The organism is Streptomyces sp. NPDC006235 (assembly GCF_040613735.1).
In the GTDB taxonomy this organism is placed as follows: Bacteria; Actinomycetota; Actinomycetes; order Streptomycetales; family Streptomycetaceae; genus Streptomyces.
The window spans coordinates 113,059-134,589 of record NZ_JBEXSR010000022.1 but is presented as its reverse complement, the minus strand read 5'-3'; the positions used below and the strand labels follow the sequence as shown (position 1 = coordinate 134,589).

The window sequence follows — 21,531 nt, the reverse complement described above, 5'->3', positions numbered from 1 at the left end:
TAGATCTCGCAATCCACACCGAACCCAGAGGCCCTCGCCCCGTTCAAGGACCACTCAAGGCGTGTCGCCCGTCACCAACGTCCCCGGACAGCACATCTAGGGCCCCGCTACAAGGCCTCGTCGTCGGCCGGCTCGTCCTCGGCGCGCAGACCGGCCACCCACAGCGGCATGACCCAGTGGACGACGAGGACGGCGATGAGGAGGGGTGCCGCGTACGCCTTCGGGGCGTTGCCGTCGACGCCGCCCGTGATCAGCAGAGCGGCCGCCGTCGCGGCCAGGAGCAGCGTGGTCATGCGGTGGGCCCGGGCCAGGACGCGGCTGCGTTCGGCCGACTGCCGCTCGTCCAGTACGTGTTCGCGCAGCTCCAGCAGGCCCCGGGTGGCGCCGTTGATGACGCCGGTCGCGACCATCCAGGGAAGCAGCAGCACCGCCATCGCGGCGACGGGCCACAGCGGCTCGCCCTCGGCGAGGTAGAAGTGGGTCATCAGTGTGCCGATGGCCACGGTGAGGGTGATGTGCGCGGCGACGACCAGACGCCGGCGTGCCGCCGTGGCGTACCAGGCCTGGGCGCGGCGGTCGTTCATCAGCCGCAGCATGGTCCGGTCGTAGCGGGTCAGGCGTGTCGTCGTCATGGCTGGTTCCTCCCGTAGACCTCGTCCGTGAGCGGCCGGAACGGCTCGAGGGAGAACAGGGCCTCGACCGGCAGACCGAAGAACTTCGAGATCCTCAGTGCCAGGTCGAGGCTCGGGTTGTACTGCCCTCGCTCGATGTAGCCGATGGTCTGGTAGTGGGCTCCCACTGCCTCGGCCAGGCTCTGGCGCGACACCTTCCGTTCGGCGCGCACCATGGCCAACCTGTTGTGCACCTGCTCGCTCATGTATAAGAAGTACTACATTCGGAGGTAGCTTTACAACCAGCATGACAACCGGCTGCACAACCAGCTCTACAACCCGGCGATCACCTCGGCCGCAGCCCGGCCGCAGACGCGGGCCGCGCCGTGGGTGGCGATGTGCAGGGCGCCGCGGGGTGCGGCCTGGGGGACGCCCATTTCGACGACGATGGTGTCGGGGCGGGCCGCCAGCAGGATGTCGAGGGCCGAGGCCATCCAGGGGTGGCGGTGTTCGTCGCGGACGACGGCGACGATGCGCCGCGGACCGGCTGCCTGAAGGGCCGCCCGTCCGGCGCTCTCACCGGCACCGGCATCGCTCGCATTGCCGTCCTGCGCAGCGCCATCCTGCGCCTTGCCGTCCTCCGCCTTGCCGTCCTCCGCCGAGAAGGTGCCCGTCACCGTGCCCGGCAGCAGGTGGACGAGTTCGGCGGCGATGCCCCAGGGGGTCTCGTCGCCCACCGCGATGTTGGCGACGGGGGTGAGGGCGGCGACGTAGGGAGGTTCGGTGAGGGGCTCGAAGGTCTGCGGGGTCCCCAGGCCCGGGGCGACGGTGACCGTGAGGGCGCGGCGGGCGGCGTGCAGGCCGATCTCGCTGCCGTGGGTGTCCTCGGGTGCGCGGTTCGCCGTGCTCGCCCAGCGGGCCAGCGCCCGGACCCGGTGCGCGGCCTCGGCCAGGCGTTCCTCGGGCAGTTCTCCCGTGCGGACCGCCGCGACCAGGGCGTCGCGCAGGCGCCGTACGGTCGCGTCGTCGGACAGGCCGCCGCCCACGCAGATCGCGTCGGCACCGGCGGCGACGGCGAGGACGCTGCCGCGTTCGATGCCGTAGGTGCCCGCGATGGCCCGCATCTCCATGCCGTCGGTGACGATGAGGCCGTCGTAGCCGAGGTCGCCGCGCAGCAGCCCGGTCAGGATGCGGCGGGAGAGGGTGGCCGGGCGGTCGGGGTCCAGGGCCGGGACGAGGATGTGGGCGCTCATCACGGCCCGGCTGCCGGCGGCGATGGCCGCGCGGAACGGGGCCAGTTCACGGTCGCTCAGGACGTCTTCGGGGACGTCGATGCGCGGGAGGGCGTGGTGGGAGTCGACGGCCGTGTCGCCGTGGCCCGGGAAGTGCTTGGTGCAGGCGGCGACTCCGGCCGACTGCAGGCCCGTCACATAGGCCGCGGTGTGCCGGGCGGCCAGGTCGGTGTCGGCGCCGAAGGAGCGGACACCGATCACCGGGTTGCGCGGGTCGGAGTTGACGTCGGCGGACGGGGCCCAGTTGAGGTTCACGCCGCAGGCGGCGAGACGGCGGCCCAGTTCGTGGGCGACCTCTCGTGTCAGCTCCACGTCGTCCACCGCGCCGAGCGCGTGGTTGCCCGGGAAGGAGGAGCCGGTCCGCACCTCCAGGCGCGTCACGTCACCGCCTTCCTCGTCGATCGCGACCAGGACGTCGTCGCGCTCGGCCCGCAGCTGTGCGGTCAGCGCGGCCAGTTGGCCGGACGAGGCGATGTTGCGGCCGAACAGGCCGACGGAGGCGAGGCCCTCGCCGAGCCGGCGCAGCAGCCAGTCGGGAGCGGTGGTTCCGGTGAAGCCGGGCTGGAGAACCGTCAGGGCGTCACGGGTGAGCGTGTCGGTACCGCTGGCGAGTGTCGTCATGGGGCGGGGTCATCCCTTCACGGCGCCCGCGGTCAGGCCCGCGGCCATCTTGCGCTGGACGAGGAGGAAGAGGGCGACGATCGGCACGGCCATCATCGTGGCGCCAGCCATCATCGGGGCGTATTCGGTGCCGTGTTTGGTGGTGAAGTTGCCGAGCCAGACGGTCGCCGTCTGGTTCTTCTGGCTGAGCAGCATCAGGGCGTACAGGTACTCGTTCCAGGCCTGGATGAAGCCGTAGACCGAGGTGGCGACCATGCCGGGGGCCAGGAGCGGGAAGACCACCCGGAGGAAGGCACCGGTGCGGGAGCAGCCGTCGACCATGGCCGCCTCCTCCAGTTCCTTCGGGATGTTGACGATGAAGCCCCGCAGCGTCCACACGGTGAACGGGAGGATGAAGGTCAGGTACGTGATGATGAGACCGGTGAGCCGGTCGTACTGGCCCAGGTCGTTGAGCAGCAGGAAGACCGGGATGATCATGGCGACCAGCGGGACCATCTGGACCGCGAGGATGCCCACGATCACGATCTTGCGGCCGCGGAAGGCGAAGCGGGAGATGGCGAGCGCGGCCAGCAGCCCCACGACCATGCCGATGACGACCACCGCCAGCGACACCACCATGCTGCGGCCCACCGGGCCCCAGAAGTCGGCGATGTCCAGCGCCCGGCCGAAGTTGGCGAAGGTGATGCCGGTCGGCAGCAGGCTCGGGTCCGGGTCGATGGCGTCCTCGGCGGGCTTGAACGCCGTGTTGAGCATCCAGTACAGCGGGAAGCCCGCGGTGACGAAGACCAGGAGGCCGAGGACGTTCCACCAGAGCTTCGGCGCCCGGCGGCCGGTCAGCGTGCTGCTCATTCGACCTCTCCGATCTTGAGCATCTGCCGCATGTAGACGGCGACCACGCCGAGCAGCAGCAGGACTGTGATCAGCGCGATGGCCGAGCCCTGGGCGTAGTCGTTGACGACGAACGCCCGGTCGTAGGAGTAGGTGTTGAGCACCTGGAACTCCGGCTCGGGATGGCCGCCCCGCATGACGAACACCTGGGGGAAGACGCCCATGTCCCAGATGACCGACAGGGTCGTGAGCATCACGATGATCGGCTTGAGGACGGGCAGGGTGACATAGCGGAAGACGCCCCAGGCCCCGGCACCGTCCAGTCGGGCAGCCTCCTCCAGTTCCTTGGGCACCTGGGTGAGACCCGCGCAGAGCGTGATGACCACGAACGGCACGGCTCCCCACACCACCAGCAGCATGATCACGGCCAGGCCCTCGGGCCCGCTCGCGAACCAGTTGTGGCCGATCATCTCGACGCCGGGCAGCTTGCTGAGCAGCGCGTTGAAGACGCCGTAGTCCGAGTCGAAGAGCCACTTGAAGACCGTGGTGGCCACGATGACGGGCATGCCCCAGCTGGCCACCAGGACGATGTTGATGAGCACCTTCAGCCAGCCGGAGACCCGCTGGAGCAGCAGAGCGATCGCCATGCCGATCACCATCGTGAAGACGACGGCCCCGGCGGCGAAGACGATCGTGCGGAACACGACGGTCCAGAACTCGCCGTCGCCCAGCACCTTCGCGAAGTTGTCGAACCCGACCGACTCGGCCGGCTGGAAGCCCCACAGCTGGGACTGCCCGAACTTCTGGAAGGACAGGGTGACCAGACGGGCCAGCGGATAGCCCATGACCCCTGCGAGGATCAGCAGGCAGGGCGCGAGCAGCAGCCAGGGGACCGCGGCCCCGCCCGACGGCCGGTTCGCCCGTGGCCGCTCGGCGGCGGGAGGTGGCGGTGCCTGCCGCGGTGGCGGCACCTTGACGGGGGTGGTGGTGTCTGCGGCACTCATCGCGCGCTCCTCGGCGGTCCCTCAGGTCTGGACGACGGCGGGGCCCCCGGCCGGGAGCCCCGCGCGAAGATCACTTGGTGTTGATGACCTTGTCGATCGCGGCGTCCGCGTCCTCGGCGGCGGCCTCGACCGACTTCTTGCCGGTGCCGATGCTCTGGAGCATGGTCTGGAGGATCTGCGCCTTCTCGACCTGGCCCCAGCCGGGGGCCATCGGCACGAACCAGTTGGACTCGGCCGCGGTGGCGGGGACCGCCGTCTTCGGGTCGTTCTTCAGCGTCGCGAGGTCGGTCTTGTTGTTGGGCAGGTTGCCCTTGGCCATCAGGCCCTTCTGGCCGGAGGAGCCGGTGAACGCGTTGATCCACTCGGCGGCCAGGGCCTGCGCGTCGGACTTCACCGGCACGGCGAGGTCGCTGCCGCCCAGGAAGACGGGCATGTTCTTGCCGGACGGGCCGGGCATCACGAAGTTCTCGAGGTTGCCCTTGAGCTTGCCGGACTTGTCGTTCTTCGGGTCCTCGGCGGTCGCGCCCTCCCAGGCGGCGGCGAAGATCATGGCGGACTTGCCCTGGCCGTAGACGATGTAGCGGTCGGACTCGTCCTTGGTCTTGTCGCCGTGCATGTAGGAGTCGATGACGTTCTTGAACTCCTTGAGGCCCTTGAGGGACTCGGGCGAGGAGAGGGAGGCCTTCCACTGGCCGCCCGACTCGGTGGCGATGGCGCCGCCGGCGTCGTAGACGAAGGACATGGCCGCGTACCAGTCGCGCGTCGGCTGGTACCAGGCGCTGAACTTGCCGCCCTGCTTCTTCTGGATCTTGTCCAGGGCGGCGGTGAGCTCCTTGTACGTCTTCGGGGGCGTCTTCACCCCGACCGAGGCCGCCACGTCCTTGCGCCAGTTGGCGACGCGGCCGCCGGCGTAGTACGGGACGCCGTAGGTCTTGCCCTCGTAGGTCACCGAGGCCTTGAGGCCGTCCAGCCAGGCGTCCGAGCTGTCGAACCCGGCCGGGTCGAGGGGGGCGAAGGCGCCCTTGACCATGTAGCCGAGCATCTCGGTGTTGCCCATCTCGACCACGTCGGGGGCCTTGTCGGTGGCGAGGACGGCGTCGAGCTTGGCGTTCTTGTCGGGCCAGCCGTAGTACTCGTGGTTGATCTTGAGACCGGGGTGCTTCTTCTGCACCGCGGCGTCGGCGGCCTTCACCAGCTCCGGCCAGTTGTTCTGCGCGTCGACGGTGAGCCAGACGGTCAGCTCCTTGGCGTCCGCGCCCTTGTCCGAACCCCCGCTGCCGCCCTCGCCCCCGCACGCCGCGATGGAGACCACCATGCCCGCGATACCGATCGCGGATATCAGCTTGCGCTTCACGCCACCCTCCTCAGGGATGCCACCGACCCCCTGCTCCCCGAACGTGGGGCCAGGACCCTGGACCAATGGTGTAGACCAGTAGGGGGAGCTTGGACCAGACCTGTAGACCTGTCAAGGGTCCGGAATGAGCTCTGACCAGCCGTTATGCGACCTACATATGCAGGAACCTTTAAGTAAGAACCCGGCGAAAACCCGGCCGGGCACGGCATACTCCAGGTAGACCACTTGGAGTTGTGGACTAGACCAAAAGCGGCGCCGACGGTATACAAGTGGGATCGTGTCGGCACAGGAGCCGGGAAGGCGGAGCATGAGCACCGACATCAGCAGTGCGGAGCACGAGAGCGGGGCACCCGTCCGTACCGCACGCGTGCCCAAGTACTACCGCCTGAAGAAGCACCTGCTCGACATGACCGAGACCCAGGCGCCCGGCACGCCGGTCCCGCCCGAGCGCACCCTGGCGGCGGAGTTCGACACCTCGCGCACGACCGTGCGCCAGGCGCTCCAGGAGCTGGTCGTCGAGGGGCGGCTGGAGCGCATCCAGGGCAAGGGCACGTTCGTCGCCAAGCCGAAGGTCTCGCAGGCGCTGCAACTGACCTCCTACACCGAGGACATGCGCGCCCAGGGCCTCGAACCCACCTCGCAGCTCCTGGACATCGGCTACATCACCGCCGACGACCGCCTCGCCGGGCTGCTCGACATCACGGCCGGCGGGCGGGTGCTGCGCATCGAGCGGCTGCGCATGGCCAACGGCGAGCCGATGGCCATCGAGACGACCCACCTGAGCGCGAAGCGCTTCCCGGCCCTGCGCCGGTCCCTGGTGAAGTACACGTCCCTCTACACCGCGCTCGCCGAGGTCTACGACGTCCATCTCGCGGAGGCCGAGGAGACCATCGAGACCTCGCTGGCCACCCCGCGCGAGGCCGGCCTGCTCGGCACGGACGTCGGCCTGCCGATGCTGATGCTCTCCCGTCACTCACTGGACCGGGACGGACAGCCGGTGGAGTGGGTGCGGTCGGTGTACCGCGGGGACCGGTACAAGTTCGTGGCGCGTCTGAAGCGGCCTCAGGAGTAGGGCGACTTGAGGTAGTGCGACTGCTGCTGAGCTCGGTTTCTTTTGGGTACCGCATTACGGACGAGGGGTTCCGTTCCCGCCGCACCCTGACCTAGATTGCCTGCGCATTGCACAGGTGATCACTGAGGGGACGGAGCCGCCTGATGTCGCAAGCCCCAGAAGCCGGCAGAGGGGCGACGGTGACGCCGATGCGCGTCGTCATCGCTCTTTGCCTCATAGCGCCGTTCGTGGCCATGTTGTGGGTCGGCTCGTACGCCAAGACCGACCCGGCCTTCATCGGGATCCCGTTCTTCTACTGGTACCAGATGGCGTGGGTGCTGATCTCCACGGCGCTGACGATGATCGCCTACAAGCTGTGGCAGCGTGACCAGCGCGCCCGCTCTGCCACGAAGGGCGGTGCGTCGCAGTGAACGACGGCGTGAACGGCGTCGCACTCGCCGTCTTCATCTTCTTCTTCCTGGCCGTCACGGTCATGGGCTTCCTGGCCGCGCGCTGGCGCAAGGCCGAGAACGAGCACAGCCTGGACGAATGGGGCCTGGGCGGCCGCTCGTTCGGCACCTGGATCACCTGGTTCCTGCTCGGCGGCGACCTGTACACGGCGTACACCTTCGTGGCCGTACCGGCGGCGATCTACGCGGCGGGCGCGGCCGGCTTCTTCGCGGTGCCCTACACGATCCTCGTCTACCCGCTGATCTTCACGTTCCTCCCCCGCCTATGGTCGGTCTCGCACAAGCACGGGTACGTGACGACGTCCGACTTCGTGCGCGGCCGGTTCGGCTCGAAGGGCCTGTCGCTGGCGGTGGCCGTGACCGGCATCCTGGCCACGATGCCGTACATCGCGCTCCAACTGGTCGGCATCCAGGCCGTGCTGGACGTCATGGGCGTCGGCGGCGGCGAGAACACCAACTGGTTCATCAAGGACCTGCCCCTGCTGATCGCCTTCGGTGTGCTGGCGGCGTACACGTACTCGTCGGGTCTACGGGCGCCGGCGCTGATCGCGTTCGTGAAGGACACCCTGATCTACATCGTCATCGCGGTGGCGATCATCTACATCCCGATCAAGCTGGGCGGCTTCGACGAGATCTTCGCCAAGGCGGGAGACGCGTTCAGCCAGACCAACCCGGCGACGGGCGCGCCGCGCGGTGCGCTCACGCCGCCGGAAGCGGGGCAGTGGACGTACGCCACGCTGGCGCTGGGCTCCGCGCTCGCGCTGTTCATGTACCCGCACTCGATCACGGCGACGCTGTCCTCGAAGAGCCGTGACGTGATCCGCCGCAACACCACGATCCTGCCGCTGTACTCGCTGATGCTGGGCCTGCTCGCGCTGCTCGGCTTCATGGCGATCGCGGCCGGGATCAAGGTGCAGAACGGGCAGCTGGCGATCCCGCAGCTGTTCGAGACCATGTTCCCGGACTGGTTCGCGGGCGTGGCCTTCGCGGCGATCGGCATCGGGGCCCTGGTCCCGGCGGCCATCATGTCCATCGCGGCCGCGAACCTCTTCACCCGCAACATCTACAAGGACTTCATCAAGCCGGACGCCACGCCGGCGCAGGAGACCAAGGTCTCCAAGCTGGTGTCGCTGCTGGTGAAGGTGGGCGCGCTGGCCTTCGTCCTCACCATGGACAAGACGGTCGCCATCAACTTCCAGCTGCTGGGCGGCATCTGGATCCTCCAGACCTTCCCGGCCCTGGTCGGCGGCCTGTTCACCCGCTGGTTCCACCGCTGGGCCCTGCTCGCGGGCTGGGCGGTCGGCATGGTCTACGGCACGGTCGCCGCGTACGGTGTCGCCTCGCCGACCCAGAAGCACTTCGGCGGCTCGTCGAAGGAGATCCCGGGCATCGGCGAGATCGGCTACATCGGCCTCACGGCGTTCGTCCTGAACGTCGTCGTCACCGTCGTCCTGACCTTCGTCCTGAGGGCCCTGAAGGCCCCCGACGGCATCGACGAGACCAAGCCGGAGGACTACACGGCGGACGCGGGCGACCCCGGCGTCCAGGTGGAGCTCCCGCCGGCCACGGCGGGCACCTCGCACTGACTCGCAGGTGGCAGCGGGCCGTCGGTGGAAAACCGGCGGCCCGTTGTCACACCCGTCCCGCACACTCGGACCATGGACATCCTCATCCGGCGGGTGAAGCCCGCCGAATACGACGCCCTCGGCGAGATCACCGCCCAGGCCTACCTGAAGGACGGCCTCCTCGACTTCGGGGAGAGCGACTGGTACCTCGGCGAACTCAGGGACGTGGCCAAGCGGGCCGCCGCCGCGGACGTCCTGGTGGCCACCCGGGGGGAACAGCTCCTCGGTGGCGTCACCTTCGTCCCCTCCGGCGGCCCCATGGCCGACATCGCCCGGCCCTCAGAAGCCGAGATACGGATGCTCGCCGTCGCCCACGAGGCCCGCGGCCAGGGCGCCGGAGAGGCTCTCGTCCGCGCCTGCGTCGACCGCGCCCGCGCGACGGACGGCTGCGTCCGCGTCGTCCTGTCGACCCAGCGCGCCATGCACGCCGCCCACCGCATCTACGAACGTCTCGGCTTCGTCCGTGTCCCGGAGCGCGACTGGCGCCCGATTCCGGAGCTTCCCGACATCACTCTCCTCACCTATGAGTTGACGCTGTGAAACCGTCGCGACACTACATCTAGGGGTGCTTTCGCCGCCCGGCACAAGATGTATGCTCATGCTCGCTGTCGCCGCAGGGGAATCCGGTGCGAATCCGGAACTGTCCCGCAACGGTGTACCCATGCCTTTTTATCCGTGCATGGGAGTCAGTCCGAGGGCCTGCCGACAGCGCGCCCGGCCGCCCGGCCGGTGCGCCCTGACGTCCGGGCCTCGCGGAGTGGGCCGGTGGACGCGACGCCGCGTGCGTTCGCGTGCTGCCCCCCTGCCCTGCGTGAGGCCCCGTGCCGAGCGAGGGAGAGCCCCACGTGACCATCGCGCCAGCCGATCCGGTCTCAGCCGCGGAAAAAGAGCACGACGGTCCCGGTGCCGCGCTGCTGCGGACCCTGACCGAGCTGACCGCCGACCTGCCCGACGCCGACCCCGGCCGGGTCGCCGCCGCCGCGCTGCGCGGCCGCTCCGCGCGGGCCGACGAGTCGGAGTTGCGCGAGCTGGCGACCGAGGCGGCCGCCGGCCTCATCTCCGAGGATCCCGCCTACTCCCGGCTGGCCGCGCGCCTGCTGACGATCGGGATCCGCGCCGAGGCCGCCTCGCAGGGCGTCAGCTGCTTCACCGAGTCGGTGGCGGTCGGCCACCGGGAGGGCCTCATCGCCGACCGGACCGCCGAGTTCGTGCGCCTCCACGCCGCCCGCCTCGACGCCCTGATCGACACGGCGGCCGACGACCGCTTCGGCTACTTCGGCCTGCGCACGCTGCACAGCCGCTATCTGCTCCGGCACCCGATCACCCGCAAGGTGATCGAGACGCCCCAGCACTTCATGCTGCGCGTCGCCGCCGGTCTCGCCGAGGACGACACCCGCCGCTCCGTCGACGAAGTCGCCGCGCTCTACGGGCTGATGAGCCGCCTTGACTACCTCCCCTCCTCCCCCACCCTCTTCAACTCCGGCACGCGTCACCCCCAGATGTCGTCCTGCTACCTCCTCGACTCCCCCAAGGACGAACTGGACTCGATCTACGACCGCTACCACCAGGTGGCGCGGCTGTCGAAGCACGCCGGCGGCATCGGCATCGCGTACTCCCGCATCCGTGCGCGCGGTTCGCTGATCCGCGGCACCAACGGCCACTCCAACGGCATCGTCCCGTTCCTGAAGACCCTCGACGCCTCGGTCGCCGCCGTGAACCAGGGCGGCCGCCGCAAGGGCGCCGCCGCGGTCTACCTGGAGACCTGGCACTCCGACATCGAGGAGTTCCTGGAGCTGCGCGACAACACCGGCGAGGACGCCCGCCGCACGCACAACCTGAACCTCGCGCACTGGGTGCCCGACGAGTTCATGCGGCGGGTGAACGCCGACGCGCCGTGGTCGCTGTTCTCCCCGTCGGACGTGCCCGAGCTGGCCGACCTGTGGGGCGAGGAGTTCGACGCCGCGTACCGGGCGGCCGAGGCGAAGGGCCTGGCGAAGAAGACCCTGCCCGCCCGCGAGCTGTACGGCCGCATGATGCGCACCCTCGCGCAGACCGGCAACGGCTGGATGACCTTCAAGGACGCCGCCAACCGCACCGCCAACCAGACGGCCGAGCCGGGCCACGTCGTCCACTCCTCCAACCTCTGCACGGAGATCCTGGAGGTCACCAGCGACGGGGAGACGGCGGTCTGCAACCTGGGGTCGGTCAACCTCGGTGCCTTCGTGCGCGACGGGGACATCGACTGGGAGCGACTGGACGAGACCGTCCGCACGGCCGTCACGTTCCTCGACCGGGTCGTGGACATCAACTTCTACCCGACCGAGCAGGCGGGCCGTTCCAACGCCAGGTGGCGTCCGGTCGGCCTCGGGGTCATGGGCCTGCAGGACGTCTTCTTCAAGCTGCGCCTGCCCTTCGACTCGCCCGGGGCCAAGCGGCTCTCCACCCGCATCGCCGAGCGGATCATGCTCGCCGCCTACGAGGCCTCCGCCGATCTCGCCGAGCGCAACGGCCCGTTGCCGGCGTGGGAGAAGACCCGTACGGCCAAGGGCGTGCTCCACCCCGACCACTACGACGTGGAGCTGACCTGGCCGGAGCGCTGGGCGGCCCTGCGCGAGCGCGTCGCCGCGACCGGCATGCGCAACTCCCTGCTCCTCGCCATCGCGCCGACGGCCACGATCGCCTCCATCGCGGGCGTGTACGAGTGCATCGAGCCGCAGGTGTCCAACCTGTTCAAGCGCGAGACGCTGTCCGGTGAGTTCCTCCAGGTCAACTCCTACCTGGTGCAGGAGCTGAAGCGGCTCGGCGTGTGGGACGCCCGCAGCCGGGAGGCCCTGCGCGAGGCCAACGGCTCGGTGCAGGACTTCGCCTGGATCCCCGAGGACGTACGCGCCCTCTACCGCACGGCGTGGGAGATCCCGCAGCGCGGCCTGATCGACATGGCGGCGGCCAGGACCCCGTTCCTTGACCAGTCCCAGTCCCTGAACCTCTTCCTGGAGACGCCGACCATCGGCAAGCTCTCCTCGATGTACGCCTACGCCTGGAAGTCCGGGCTGAAGACCACGTACTACCTGCGTTCGCGCCCGGCGACCCGCATCGCCCGCGCGGCCCAGGCCACCGTCCCCGTGCAGGCCGCCCCGGACCCCGAAGCGGTCGCCTGCTCCCTGGAAAACCCCGAGTCCTGCGAGGCCTGCCAGTGATGACCACCCAGAACCTTCTCGACCCCGGCTTCGAGCTCACTCTCCGCCCCATGCGCTACCCGGACTTCTACGAGCGCTACCGGGACGCCATCAAGAACACCTGGACCGTGGAGGAGGTCGACCTCCACTCGGACGTCGCCGACCTCGCGAAGCTCTCCCCCGCAGAGCAGCACCTCATCGGCCGTCTGGTGGCCTTCTTCGCGACGGGCGACTCGATCGTCGCGAACAACCTGGTGCTGACGCTGTACAAGCACATCAACTCCCCCGAGGCGCGGCTCTACCTGAGCCGGCAGCTCTTCGAGGAGGCCGTGCACGTCCAGTTCTATCTGACGCTCCTGGACACCTACCTCCCCGACCACGACGACCGGGCGGCGGCCTTCGCGGCCGTCGAGAACATCCCCTCCATCCGTGAGAAGGCCGGGTTCTGCTTCAAGTGGATGGACTCGGTCGACCAGCTCGACCGGCTGGAGACGCGGGCCGACCGCCGCCGTTTCCTGCTGAACCTGATCTGCTTCGCCGCGTGCATCGAGGGCCTGTTCTTCTACGGCGCCTTCGCCTACGTGTACTGGTTCCGCAGCCGTGGCCTGCTGCACGGTCTGGCCACCGGCACCAACTGGGTGTTCCGCGACGAGACGATGCACATGTCGTTCGCCTTCGACGTGGTCGACACCGTCCGCAAGGAGGAGCCGGAGCTGTTCGACGACCGGCTCCGGCAGGAGGTGACGGACATGCTCCGCGAGGCCGTCGAGGCCGAGCTGCAGTTCGCGCGCGACCTGTGCGGGGACGGCCTCCCGGGCATGAACACCGAGTCGATGCGGCAGTACCTGGAGTGCGTCGCCGACCAGCGGCTCACCCGCCTGGGCTTCGCTCCGGTCTACGGCTCCGAGAACCCCTTCTCCTTCATGGAGCTCCAGGGGGTTCAGGAGCTGACCAACTTCTTCGAGCGGCGGCCCTCCGCGTACCAGGTGGCGGTGGAGGGCACCGTCGACCTGGACGAGGACTTCTGAGGCCGCTCGCCTTCGCGGGCCTCCTGGGCCTCCCTGATCTGACGGTCGACGCGCCGGTCGCGGACGACACCGATCACTGACGGGAGGGCCAGGAGGACCAGCATCCCGAGTACGAAGATCATTGCGATGAGTGTCTGTACCTGGTTCGTGTCCATGGACACCACTGTCGCGCCGATGACTCCTTACCGTCAGTGGCAGTACTGTCATAGACCCTCGAATTACTGCCACTGACGAGGCACACTGGAGACATGCTGAAGAACGTGGCGGTCGTCCTCCTCGACGGCGTGAACCCCTTCGAACTCGGTGTGGTGTGCGAGGTCTTCGGCACCGACCGCAGCGACGACGGCCTGCCGGTGTACGACTTCGCCGTCGCCTCGGCCGAGGGCCCGGCGCTGCGCATGAACTCGGGCATCTCACTCCAGGTGGAGCACGGCTTGGAGCGGCTGGAGACGGCCGATCTGATCGCGGTGCCGGCCGGGCACAGCTACGCGTCCCGAGAGTTCCCGCCGGAGCTCCTGGACGCCCTGCGGCGCGGGGTCGACCGCGGCGCCCGGGTGCTCAGCGTCTGCTCCGGCGCCTTCGTGCTGGCCGCTGCCGGACTGCTGGACGACCGCCGCTGCGCCGTGCACTGGAAGCATGCGGACGCCCTGGCCCGGCAGTACCCGCGGGCGGTCGTGGAGCCGGACGTGCTCTACGTCGACGAGGACCCGGTGATCACCTCCGCCGGCACCGCCGCCGGCATCGACGCCTGCCTGCACCTGGTGCGCAAGGAGCAGGGCTCCGAGGTCGCCAACAAGATCGCCCGGCGGATGGTGGTGCCGCCGCACCGCGACGGCGGCCAGGCCCAGTACATCGAGCGCCCGCTGCCGCACTCCGAGGCCGACACGATCGGCGAGCTGCTGGCATGGATGGAGCGGCACCTCGACGAGGAGGTCACCGTCGAGCAGCTGGCCGCCCGCGCCCACATGTCCCCGCGCACCTTCGCCCGTCGCTTCCAGCAGGAGACCGGGACGACTCCGTACCGCTGGATCCTGCGCCAGCGTGTGCTGCTGGCCCAGCGGCTGCTGGAGGCGACGGACGAGACGATGGACGCGATCGCCGGTCGAACGGGGTTCGGCAACGCGGCCGCGCTGCGCCACCACTTCGTCCGGGCGGTCGGGACGACGCCGAACGCCTACCGGCGCACGTTCCGGGGTCCCGAGGCGGCCTGACCCTCCCCCACGCTCACCTCGGCACCGGTCGCACCCGCAGGTCGTGCGGCCGCAGCGTGATGCCGACGCGGGTGCCGTCGTTCGAGCCCGCGACCTGCTCGAAGCGGTACGTGGTGGCCAGCGCCGCCGTGATCAGCGTCAGCTGGGCCATCGAGAAGTGGTCGCTCGGGCACTTGCGGTTGCCCGTGCTGAACGGGCTCATGGCGTGCTTCGGGATGTCCTTGACCCGGTCCGGGAGCCAGCGGTCGGGATCGAACTCCAGGTGCCGCGCGTACGACTTCGGATCGCGCTGGATCGCGTACGGGCTGTAGACGATGTCCGCCCCGGCCGGAATCCGGTATCCGCCGAGTTCCGTGTCCCGCACCGCCCGCCGCGTCAGAATCCACACGGCCGGCCTCAAACGCATGGACTCGACGACGACATTGTTGGTGTGCCTGAGTCCTCGGACGTCTGCGAATGCCACCGGCCTCCCACCGGTGACGGCTTCTACTTCGTCGCGCACCCGGTCCGCGTGTTCAGGGTGTTCCGCGAGCATATGCAGCAGCCACATGATCGTGGAGGCGACGGTTTCGCTGCCGGGGGTGAGGATCGCGACGACCTGGTCGTGGATCTCCTGTTCCCCGATGGGGTCGCCATTCTCGTCCGTCGCCTCCAGCAATGCCGTCAGCAAATCGTCCGGCTTTTGACCGGATGCGCGGCGCTCGTCGACGATCTCGTCCACCAGGAGATGCAAATCGGCCAAGGCCCGGTTGAATTCGCGGTTGGCCGGCAGCGGCAGCTTGTAGAGCGGCCCGAGCGGCACCACCATCCGCCGGTACATCCCGCGGAAGACGGTGGCCAGCGCGACGCACAGCCGCTCCGCCCGCTCGTCCATGTAGTCGCCGCGCAACAGGCAGCGGGCCGCGATGCGCACGGCCACCCGGAAGGACTCGGAGGTGCAGTCGATGGTCTCGCCGGGCTTCCAGCGCTCGGTGAGCGCGTGTGCCTCCTCCTCCATGATCGGCCCGTAGGCGGGGATGGCGTCGAGCCGGAAGGCGGGCTGGATGGTGCGTCGCTGACGGCGATGGCGCGGGCCGTTCGCCGTGGCCACGCCCTCCTTGCCGAGCAGGCCCTCCAGGGACTCCCACAGCGGCCCGGCGATGATGAAGTCGTTGCTCAGCGCGAGCGCGCCGGTGAGCGCCGGGGTGGTGACGGCGTACACCGTCTTCGGCCCGAGCTTCAGCCGGACCACGTCACCGTGCTCGCGCAGCCGGGACATGAACGCCAGCGGGTCGCGCACCAGCTTCCAGCCGTGCCCCAGGACGGGGACACCACCACCCGCCCGGGGCGGTTCGCGCAGCTCCGGAACCAGACGCGCTTCAGGCTTCACAGACTCGACGGTCATTTCTCACCTGCCGCTTCGTTGTTGACGTACGGGGGCGTGGACCGGTCGTCCCAGCTGTCGACCATGTACCGGCCGGACTCGTGGTGGAACCAGTAGACGGAACTGAACCAGTTCCGCATATTGCTCAGACAGGCCCGCACGGCGGCGCTGAGTTCCTTTCCCCGCACGGTGCCGTCGGCGAGGGAGTCGGCGAACCGTAATGCTTCCCGTTCGACGTCGAGGAATTCCGTGATGCACTTCTCGACGCGGCACCTTACTTCCACGACCGCCTGTTCGAGGGTCAGCCCCTCATGGGTGATGAGACTGATTCCGAGATTGTGCACCTCGTCGCCCGCTATTTCCTTGGGAAGCGAGCAGAGGTCGTTGTACCAGGCGGCGAACTCCTGACTCAGCAGCGCGGCCCGACGATATGCCGGGTGTTTCCGTACGGCGTCGGGGAGTTCGCATCCCGCGGTGGGCTCCAGCAGGTCCGTCCAGATCCAGTGGGCGAAGGTGAGACGGCGCAGCCGGAGATACTCCTCGACCGTGGGGACGATTCCGTGGGTGCGATTGTGGAACTCCCGGTCGTACGCGTCGATCACCGCGTGGAAGTGCCGGGCGAACCGGAGGTTCCACGTCGCCGGCAGGAAGGCGTACAGCCGCAGCACGCTGTCCGCGAACCCGGCGACCAGTGGGTCCTCGTGGTGCAGGTGCTCCCCGGGTGAGTCGAGGGCCGAGTGCAGCCGGTCGCGCAGCCGCCGCCAGGCGACCGGACGGCCGTGCACGATGTCGCGGTCGTGACGGTCGTCCCAGACGAAGAACCAGGCGCTGTAGTCCGCGATCGCCTGCATGACCTCGTCGCAGGCGCCGATGTAGTACCCGGCCATGAGGTCCGTGTAGCACAGACCGTCGGCATATTCCTCCACCTTGTCCGCGGGCATGAGCCGCTTTTCGAGCAGCCAGGCCCGGGTCTTCTCCTGGCACTTCGGCCAATACGGGTGGAGTTGCCGGGGAAACGCCGCCTCGATCACCGGAAGGGAGAGCGACGGTGGAACTGCGATGGTGGTCGGTGTCGATGTGGTGCCGTGTGACAAAGCATGCACGAACTAACCCCTCTCAGCCGCCAGTTGGCGCGGGCGCCCCTCCTTCCGTGCCGGGCGTGCGCCGTTGCATACCCCGCTCCTCCCATTCAGCACTACAACTGACCGTTCTGGGAACGCATTTGCTTCATTTACTAACCCACAGCGCCGGGAACCTCCCGTTGTGTGACTGGCGCCGGATCACCAGGAGAGCAGAAGCGTTCGAACGTGCGACGGACAGGCGAACGACGCAGACGAACGGCGCCTGTTCAGGGTGGGGAACCCGAACAGACGCCGTCGCCTGGTGATCGTGGGGTCTCAGTCGTTCGCGACGACCGGGTACCGGGGCTCGTTCTCGGCCATCTGGCGCAGCGCGTCCTTGCGCTCGCGCTTCGAGAGGCGGTCGATGTACAGGTAGCCGTACAGGTGGTCGGTCTCGTGCTGCAAACACCGAGCGAAGTATCCGGTGCCGCGCACCCGGATCGGGTTGCCCCGCTCGTCCTGCCCGGTCACCTCGGCGTAGTCCGGCCGGGCGAGCGGCGCGTACGCGGTCGGCACCGACAGACAGCCTTCGTTGCTGTCGTCCAGCCGGCGCTTCTCGGCGGGCAGTTCGACCAGCCTGGGGTTGCAGACGACGCCGGTGTGCCGGACGCCCTCGTCGTCCGGGCAGTCGTAGACGAAGACCTTCAGGTCGACGCCGATCTGGTTGGCGGCCAGGCCCACGCCCTCGGCGGTGCGCTGCGAGGCGAACATGTCCGCCACCAGCTGCTGGAGCTCGTCGCCGAAGTCGGTGACGTCCTTGCACTCCTTGTGCAGCACCGGGTTCCCGACCACCGTGATCGGCCGTGAGGTCCCCCGCTCCCGCCAGGCAGCCTCGCGCTCCTCGCAGTCCTCCGTGTCGACCACGTACCCCTCGTCGTCGACGGGGAGCACGCCCGCGCGCTGCTGATCGGTGTCCTGCTGAGCCATGACGTTACGTACGCCTTCCTGAACCTAACCGGGCTGAGATGCTGATACAGGGTACGCGGGTGGCGGAGGCTCCTTCAGGGGCGCGGGGCGGTATCGATTTACGGCTCCCCCTGGGCGCGAGAAACCACGACGGCGCCGCACCCGGCACATGACCTAGCACACCTCTTCCAAATCCCGCCAATCCCGAGAATCCGGACTGTCGGCAACCCACCCGTCCAGCAACCCCCTCACGAGGGAAGCCGGCGCAGCCAACCCGCACTCCCGCTCCGGAACCCACAGCTGCCCGTCCGTCCGGTGCCCGAGCGGCCCGGGATGCCCCGGCTCACTGTGATCGTGCGGATCGAGATGCTCCCCGTCACCCTCGTCCGACGGCATCCGTGACTCGGAACACATCCGGCACAACAACCGCACCGAGGACGACCAGTCCTCCGCGGCGAACCCGGCGTCCCCGGCGAGCTGCTCCAGCGCGTCCCGGTCCGCCTCGGTCGCGGCCTCCAGCAGGACCACCCAGGTCGGCACCGGCGACGGCGCCCACAGCTCGATCTCGTCGAACACCGGGTACGTGTGCCCGGCGGCCGTGGTCCGCTCCCCGTGCGGCACGCCGTCGTGCAGGACGACCTCACCCCAGCGCCGCCCCGACGACGGCAGCGGAATGGACAGCACCTCGATCCGCGCGGGATCCAGCCGCCGCCCCCACACGACCTCGGCCTCCCCCTCCGGGGACAGCCGTACGGCCGCGCTGCCGAGGTCCATGCCGACGGGCTCACCGGAGTCGTTGGGCGGCCCCGGCACCCGCAGCCCGTAGGCCTGCCAGGCGCGCCGGGCCAGCGGCCAGTCCTGCAGGGCGGTCGCGGCGATGCCGACGTTCCACCAGTCGGGCGCGCCGGTGTCCCGGTCGAGCAGCGCCACGGCCCTCAGGCCCGCCGCCCGCGCCTGCTCCCAGTCGTGCCGGAACTTGTGCAGCAGGGCGAGGTTGAACCAGGACTCGGACAGCCAGGGTTCCAGATCGGCGGCACGTGTCAGCAACGCGCCGGCGTCCTCGTACCGGCCGTCGCCGATGAGAGTGAACGCCCGGTCTGTGGCCTGCCGCCAGGAGGCGGAGGGCCGGTGCCGTCCCTTGCCGAAGATCCTCACGATTCCCGCCTGCCAGTTCCGTGCGGTGGGCTGGCCGTAGCTGTGTTTCGAGCCCCCGGACACCTTCTTCTTCGCATCCAACCACGTACGGCCTCCGGGGCGCTCATTACCCATGGGTTACCCAGTCACCGGCAAGGTCAGACTGCTTCTTGCCAGTACCCGGGCCAGCGATTCCACCACCTCCGGGGCGTACTCCCCGGCGGTGGCGAGCCGGAGTTCCTCCAGCGCCGTCAGCGGTCCGCCCAGGCCCCCTTCCCGGGACTTCTCCTCGTACGCGTTCACGGCCCGGATGATCCGCGCGGCCGGCGGCTGCTCCGCCGCGGGGTCGGCCTGCCGCTCCACGACCACGGCGACCGCCTCGTCGACACCCGTCTGCCGTACGACGGCTCCGCCGAGCAGCGCGATCCGCCGCTGTTCCGCGGCGGGCAGGCCGGCGGTGGCGCCCGCCGGCACCGGGTCGACGAGGCTCAGCTGGCCGATGTCGTGCATGAGCGCGGCGTACTCCAGCACGGCCAGCTCGGGCTCGGTGAGACCCAGGTCACGCCCCACCGCCTGGCTGAGCGCGGCGACGCGGCGAGCGTGCCCGCAAGGGGTGTACCCGGCGACCTCGGTGGCCCGGGCGAGGGAGGCGATGGTCTGCCGGTAGGTCGCCCGGACGGAGGCGTAGCGCCGGAAGGACATCTGGGCGAGCAGCAGCGGCACGGAGAAGACGGGCAGCGCCCACAGCCCCACGACGGCGACCGCCAGGGCCATCACCGCCCCGGTGGCGATGACGGCGGAGCCGATGCCGCACACGGACCGCAGTTCGTCCCGCAGTACCGGCCCGAAGGGCCAGCCGGTGCGGGAGTGGGCCAGCGCGGCGGCGAGCACCGCGTCGCACAGCGCGGTCAGGGACAGCAGCGCGAGCAGCAGCAGCGCGTAGGCGGGGCCGCCCCAGTCGTCGAACATGCCCCGGTTGTACGGGGGCTGGAAGCAGACGGCGACGAACCCGACGGTGAGCACCCGGCGTGCCAGGTGGTCGAGCGTGGGCCCCTGCCCGCGCGCCACGTGCGGCACGCTGCCGAGCAGCGAGCCGGCCAGCACGACGGCGACGACCTGGGCGAGGCCGTGGTGCGTGGCCCGCCCGCCGGCCTCGCCGAGCAGCGCGTACGACAGGGCCGCTGCGGCTCCGAGCGGCGCCGGCTCCCTGACCTGCGCCCCGTTGCGCCGGGCTAGCTCCCCGACGGTGACGAGGACGCCGAAGGCGAGGGCGACCCGGCGTTCCTCCAGCCCGTCGTGGAGGGTGACGGCGAGGGAGCCGGCGGCGAGGAGGGCGGCACAGGCGTGGACGAGGGTGAACAGCGGCGGCGGGCGGTACGCGCTCACCGGTGTGCTCCCGGCCGGCTGGACAGGGGTGCGCCGGGCGGCGGAACCCGGGGCGGGCGGACGTCGTCGGCGGTCACGGCGGGACGCCATCCCGACCGGCCGACGGCCTCCACGAGGGCCGCGACCATCACCGGGTCGAAGTGGCTGCCGGAGCACCGCTTCAGCTCCGCCAGGGCGACCGGGACTGGCCGGGCCCTGCTGTAGCTCCGGGTGGAGGTCATGGCGTCGAAGGCGTCCGCGACGGCGACGACCCGCGCGGATTCCGGGATCTGACTGCCCACCAGGCCGTAGGGGTATCCGGTGCCGTCCAGCCGTTCGTGGTGGTGCAGCACGGCGGCGCGGGCCTCTCCGAGGAAGCCGATGCCGCGCACCATCTCGTGCCCGTACTCGGGGTGCAGCTCGATCACCCGCCGCTCCTCGGGCGTCAGCGGCCCGTCCTTCCTGAGCAGCCGGGTGGGGACGCCCAGCTTCCCGACGTCGTGCAGGATCCCGGCGAACCGGAGCACCTCGACGCGCTCGTCGTCCATGCCCAGCTCACGCGCGATCATCATGGAGGCCTGTCCGACGCGCTCGCTGTGCCCGCGGGTGTACCCGTCCTTGATGTCGACGGCCTGGACGAGCGCTCGGATGGTCGCCTGGTGGGCGGCCCGTTCCCTGTGGTACTGCGCGAAGGCCCACCAGGAGACGCACATCGGCAGCAGCACGAGCAGCGCGGCCACCGGACCGTAGGGGCTGCGCCACAGCACGGCCATCATCAGCCCGGCCAGCCCGTGCACGGCGATGGGCGCGAGGGAGCGCGGCACCAGTCCCCGCCAGGCCCGCCGCACCGGCACCCGCTCGGCCGTGGCCAGGATCCCGCCGTCCAGCAGCGCGAGCACCAGGCAGAACGCCAGCACGGCCGCCCCGGCCGGCCCGAGCGCGTAGGGCATGTCGCCCGCGACGACCGCGTCCCGCCCGCCGAGCGCCCAGTGCACCCGGGCCGCGGCCCAGACGCCGAGGACGAGCTGGGCGGCCCGCCAGACGCGCCGCAGCGCCACGGGCCGCTGTTCGACGTGCGAGAGCAGCGCACCGGGCACGGCCACCAGGGCGGCGGCGGGCGCGGGCAGCAGGAAGGCACCGGCGAGCAGCACGGGGTAGAAGGTCCCGGCCGGATGGGAGATGCCGACGAACCGGGACCGGGCGACGCGCTCGCAGCCCGCGTACAGCGCGGCGAGCAGGGCCACGGCCCACCAGGGCGTACGGACGCCCGGCAGCGGCAGCAGACAGACGAGGGCGGCGAGGACGACACAGGCGACGTACGCACGTGCCCGCACCGGTACCGCTTCCATGAGCCCTCCCCCGGTCATGTCC

At 69.9% G+C, this 21,531-nt stretch carries 19 protein-coding genes and 1 riboswitch; of the genes, 7 read left to right on the top strand and 12 right to left on the bottom strand.

Translation table 11 applies throughout. The features are described from left to right. Window positions 1-107: 107 nt before the first annotated feature. The 6 genes from ABZ192_RS24990 to ABZ192_RS24965 all read right to left on the bottom strand — a co-directional run bounded on the left by ABZ192_RS24990 (window position 108) and on the right by ABZ192_RS24965 (window position 5,710). Entirely contained in the window at window positions 108-632 is a 525-nt protein-coding gene (locus ABZ192_RS24990) for a hypothetical protein (RefSeq protein WP_356926675.1), read from the bottom strand. After that, on the bottom strand, window positions 629-877 hold the full coding sequence (locus tag ABZ192_RS24985) for a helix-turn-helix transcriptional regulator (RefSeq protein WP_356926674.1): 249 nt from the start codon (window positions 875-877) through the stop codon (window positions 629-631). Before ABZ192_RS24985 ends, ABZ192_RS24990 begins: the two co-directional genes overlap by 4 nt. A gap of 66 nt (window positions 878-943) precedes the next feature. Beyond that, entirely contained in the window at window positions 944-2,524 is a 1,581-nt protein-coding gene (locus tag ABZ192_RS24980) for a glycoside hydrolase family 3 protein (protein ID WP_356926673.1), read from the bottom strand. Window positions 2,525-2,533: 9 nt separating this feature from the next. After that, window positions 2,534-3,373, bottom strand: coding sequence for a carbohydrate ABC transporter permease (locus tag ABZ192_RS24975; RefSeq protein ID WP_020274245.1), 840 nt, complete (start codon window positions 3,371-3,373; stop codon window positions 2,534-2,536). Next, window positions 3,370-4,356 carry a sugar ABC transporter permease gene (locus ABZ192_RS24970; RefSeq protein ID WP_356926672.1) on the bottom strand — a complete coding sequence of 329 codons (987 nt, stop codon included), beginning with the start codon at window positions 4,354-4,356 and terminating at the stop codon, window positions 3,370-3,372. Before ABZ192_RS24970 ends, ABZ192_RS24975 begins: the two co-directional genes overlap by 4 nt. A gap of 70 nt (window positions 4,357-4,426) precedes the next feature. Beyond that, window positions 4,427-5,710, bottom strand: coding sequence for an extracellular solute-binding protein (locus tag ABZ192_RS24965; RefSeq protein ID WP_356926671.1), 1,284 nt, complete (start codon window positions 5,708-5,710; stop codon window positions 4,427-4,429). A 307-nt stretch (window positions 5,711-6,017) separates the two neighbouring features. On the opposite strand from ABZ192_RS24965, the gene ABZ192_RS24960 reads away from it, so the two are divergent. The 7 genes from ABZ192_RS24960 (at window position 6,018) to ABZ192_RS24930 (ending at window position 14,271) form a co-directional block, all read left to right on the top strand. Then, window positions 6,018-6,782 carry a GntR family transcriptional regulator gene (locus tag ABZ192_RS24960; protein WP_356926670.1) on the top strand — a complete coding sequence of 255 codons (765 nt, stop codon included), beginning with the start codon at window positions 6,018-6,020 and terminating at the stop codon, window positions 6,780-6,782. Between the two features lie 143 nt (window positions 6,783-6,925). After that, complete coding sequence (locus tag ABZ192_RS24955) at window positions 6,926-7,192, top strand: DUF3311 domain-containing protein (RefSeq protein WP_356926669.1); 267 nt, start codon at window positions 6,926-6,928, stop codon at window positions 7,190-7,192. After that, on the top strand, window positions 7,189-8,817 hold the full coding sequence (gene mctP, locus ABZ192_RS24950; RefSeq protein WP_020274240.1) for a monocarboxylate uptake permease MctP: 1,629 nt from the start codon (window positions 7,189-7,191) through the stop codon (window positions 8,815-8,817). Before ABZ192_RS24955 ends, mctP begins: the two co-directional genes overlap by 4 nt. A gap of 72 nt (window positions 8,818-8,889) precedes the next feature. Further along, window positions 8,890-9,396 (top strand): GNAT family N-acetyltransferase, encoded by a 507-nt coding sequence (locus ABZ192_RS24945; RefSeq protein WP_356926668.1) that lies wholly within the window; start codon window positions 8,890-8,892, stop codon window positions 9,394-9,396. 77 nt (window positions 9,397-9,473) lie between these two features. Further along, window positions 9,474-9,556: riboswitch (cobalamin riboswitch) on the top strand. Window positions 9,557-9,701: 145 nt separating this feature from the next. Next, window positions 9,702-12,053: a ribonucleoside-diphosphate reductase subunit alpha gene (locus ABZ192_RS24940; RefSeq protein ID WP_356926667.1), complete on the top strand. Its 2,352-nt coding sequence runs from the start codon at window positions 9,702-9,704 to the stop codon at window positions 12,051-12,053. Next, window positions 12,053-13,060, top strand: a complete 1,008-nt coding sequence (locus ABZ192_RS24935; protein ID WP_356926666.1) for a ribonucleotide-diphosphate reductase subunit beta — start codon at window positions 12,053-12,055, stop codon at window positions 13,058-13,060. The genes ABZ192_RS24940 and ABZ192_RS24935 overlap by 1 nt, the downstream gene beginning before the upstream one ends. A gap of 248 nt (window positions 13,061-13,308) precedes the next feature. Continuing rightward, window positions 13,309-14,271: a helix-turn-helix domain-containing protein gene (locus ABZ192_RS24930; RefSeq protein WP_356926665.1), complete on the top strand. Its 963-nt coding sequence runs from the start codon at window positions 13,309-13,311 to the stop codon at window positions 14,269-14,271. Window positions 14,272-14,284: 13 nt separating this feature from the next. Here ABZ192_RS24930 and ABZ192_RS24925 read toward each other — a convergent pair whose 3' ends face one another. From ABZ192_RS24925 to ABZ192_RS24900, 6 genes are all read right to left on the bottom strand, one after another. Next, on the bottom strand, window positions 14,285-15,655 hold the full coding sequence (locus ABZ192_RS24925; RefSeq protein ID WP_356926664.1) for a cytochrome P450: 1,371 nt from the start codon (window positions 15,653-15,655) through the stop codon (window positions 14,285-14,287). Beyond that, entirely contained in the window at window positions 15,652-16,737 is a 1,086-nt protein-coding gene (gene cyc1 / locus ABZ192_RS24920) for an epi-isozizaene synthase (protein WP_356926663.1), read from the bottom strand. The genes ABZ192_RS24925 and cyc1 overlap by 4 nt, the downstream gene beginning before the upstream one ends. Before the next feature lie 294 nt (window positions 16,738-17,031). Beyond that, entirely contained in the window at window positions 17,032-17,682 is a 651-nt protein-coding gene (gene def / locus ABZ192_RS24915; protein ID WP_356926662.1) for a peptide deformylase, read from the bottom strand. Between the two features lie 153 nt (window positions 17,683-17,835). Next, on the bottom strand, window positions 17,836-18,816 hold the full coding sequence (locus ABZ192_RS24910) for a hypothetical protein (RefSeq protein ID WP_086600186.1): 981 nt from the start codon (window positions 18,814-18,816) through the stop codon (window positions 17,836-17,838). Between the two features lie 117 nt (window positions 18,817-18,933). Next, window positions 18,934-20,181 carry an HD domain-containing protein gene (locus tag ABZ192_RS24905; RefSeq protein WP_356926661.1) on the bottom strand — a complete coding sequence of 416 codons (1,248 nt, stop codon included), beginning with the start codon at window positions 20,179-20,181 and terminating at the stop codon, window positions 18,934-18,936. Beyond that, a complete protein-coding gene (locus tag ABZ192_RS24900; RefSeq protein ID WP_356926660.1) occupies window positions 20,178-21,509 on the bottom strand; it encodes an HD-GYP domain-containing protein in 1,332 nt (443 codons plus the stop codon). The genes ABZ192_RS24905 and ABZ192_RS24900 overlap by 4 nt, the downstream gene beginning before the upstream one ends. Between the last annotated feature and the right edge of the window lie 22 nt (window positions 21,510-21,531).

Excerpts from the sequence above, each read along its gene's own strand:
- ABZ192_RS24990 (WP_356926675.1), bottom strand. The coding sequence starts at position 632 with ATGACGACGACACGCCTGACCCGCTACGACCGGACCATGCTGCGGCTG.
- ABZ192_RS24985 (WP_356926674.1), bottom strand. The coding sequence starts at position 877 with ATGAGCGAGCAGGTGCACAACAGGTTGGCCATGGTGCGCGCCGAACGG.
- ABZ192_RS24980 (WP_356926673.1), bottom strand. The coding sequence starts at position 2,524 with ATGACGACACTCGCCAGCGGTACCGACACGCTCACCCGTGACGCCCTG.
- ABZ192_RS24975 (WP_020274245.1), bottom strand. The coding sequence starts at position 3,373 with ATGAGCAGCACGCTGACCGGCCGCCGGGCGCCGAAGCTCTGGTGGAAC.
- ABZ192_RS24970 (WP_356926672.1), bottom strand. The coding sequence starts at position 4,356 with ATGAGTGCCGCAGACACCACCACCCCCGTCAAGGTGCCGCCACCGCGG.
- ABZ192_RS24960 (WP_356926670.1), top strand. The coding sequence starts at position 6,018 with ATGAGCACCGACATCAGCAGTGCGGAGCACGAGAGCGGGGCACCCGTC.
- ABZ192_RS24955 (WP_356926669.1), top strand. The coding sequence starts at position 6,926 with ATGTCGCAAGCCCCAGAAGCCGGCAGAGGGGCGACGGTGACGCCGATG.
- ABZ192_RS24945 (WP_356926668.1), top strand. The coding sequence starts at position 8,890 with ATGGACATCCTCATCCGGCGGGTGAAGCCCGCCGAATACGACGCCCTC.
- ABZ192_RS24935 (WP_356926666.1), top strand. The coding sequence starts at position 12,053 with ATGACCACCCAGAACCTTCTCGACCCCGGCTTCGAGCTCACTCTCCGC.
- ABZ192_RS24930 (WP_356926665.1), top strand. The coding sequence starts at position 13,309 with ATGCTGAAGAACGTGGCGGTCGTCCTCCTCGACGGCGTGAACCCCTTC.
- ABZ192_RS24925 (WP_356926664.1), bottom strand. The coding sequence starts at position 15,655 with ATGACCGTCGAGTCTGTGAAGCCTGAAGCGCGTCTGGTTCCGGAGCTG.
- def (WP_356926662.1), bottom strand. The coding sequence starts at position 17,682 with ATGGCTCAGCAGGACACCGATCAGCAGCGCGCGGGCGTGCTCCCCGTC.
- ABZ192_RS24900 (WP_356926660.1), bottom strand. The coding sequence starts at position 21,509 with ATGGAAGCGGTACCGGTGCGGGCACGTGCGTACGTCGCCTGTGTCGTC.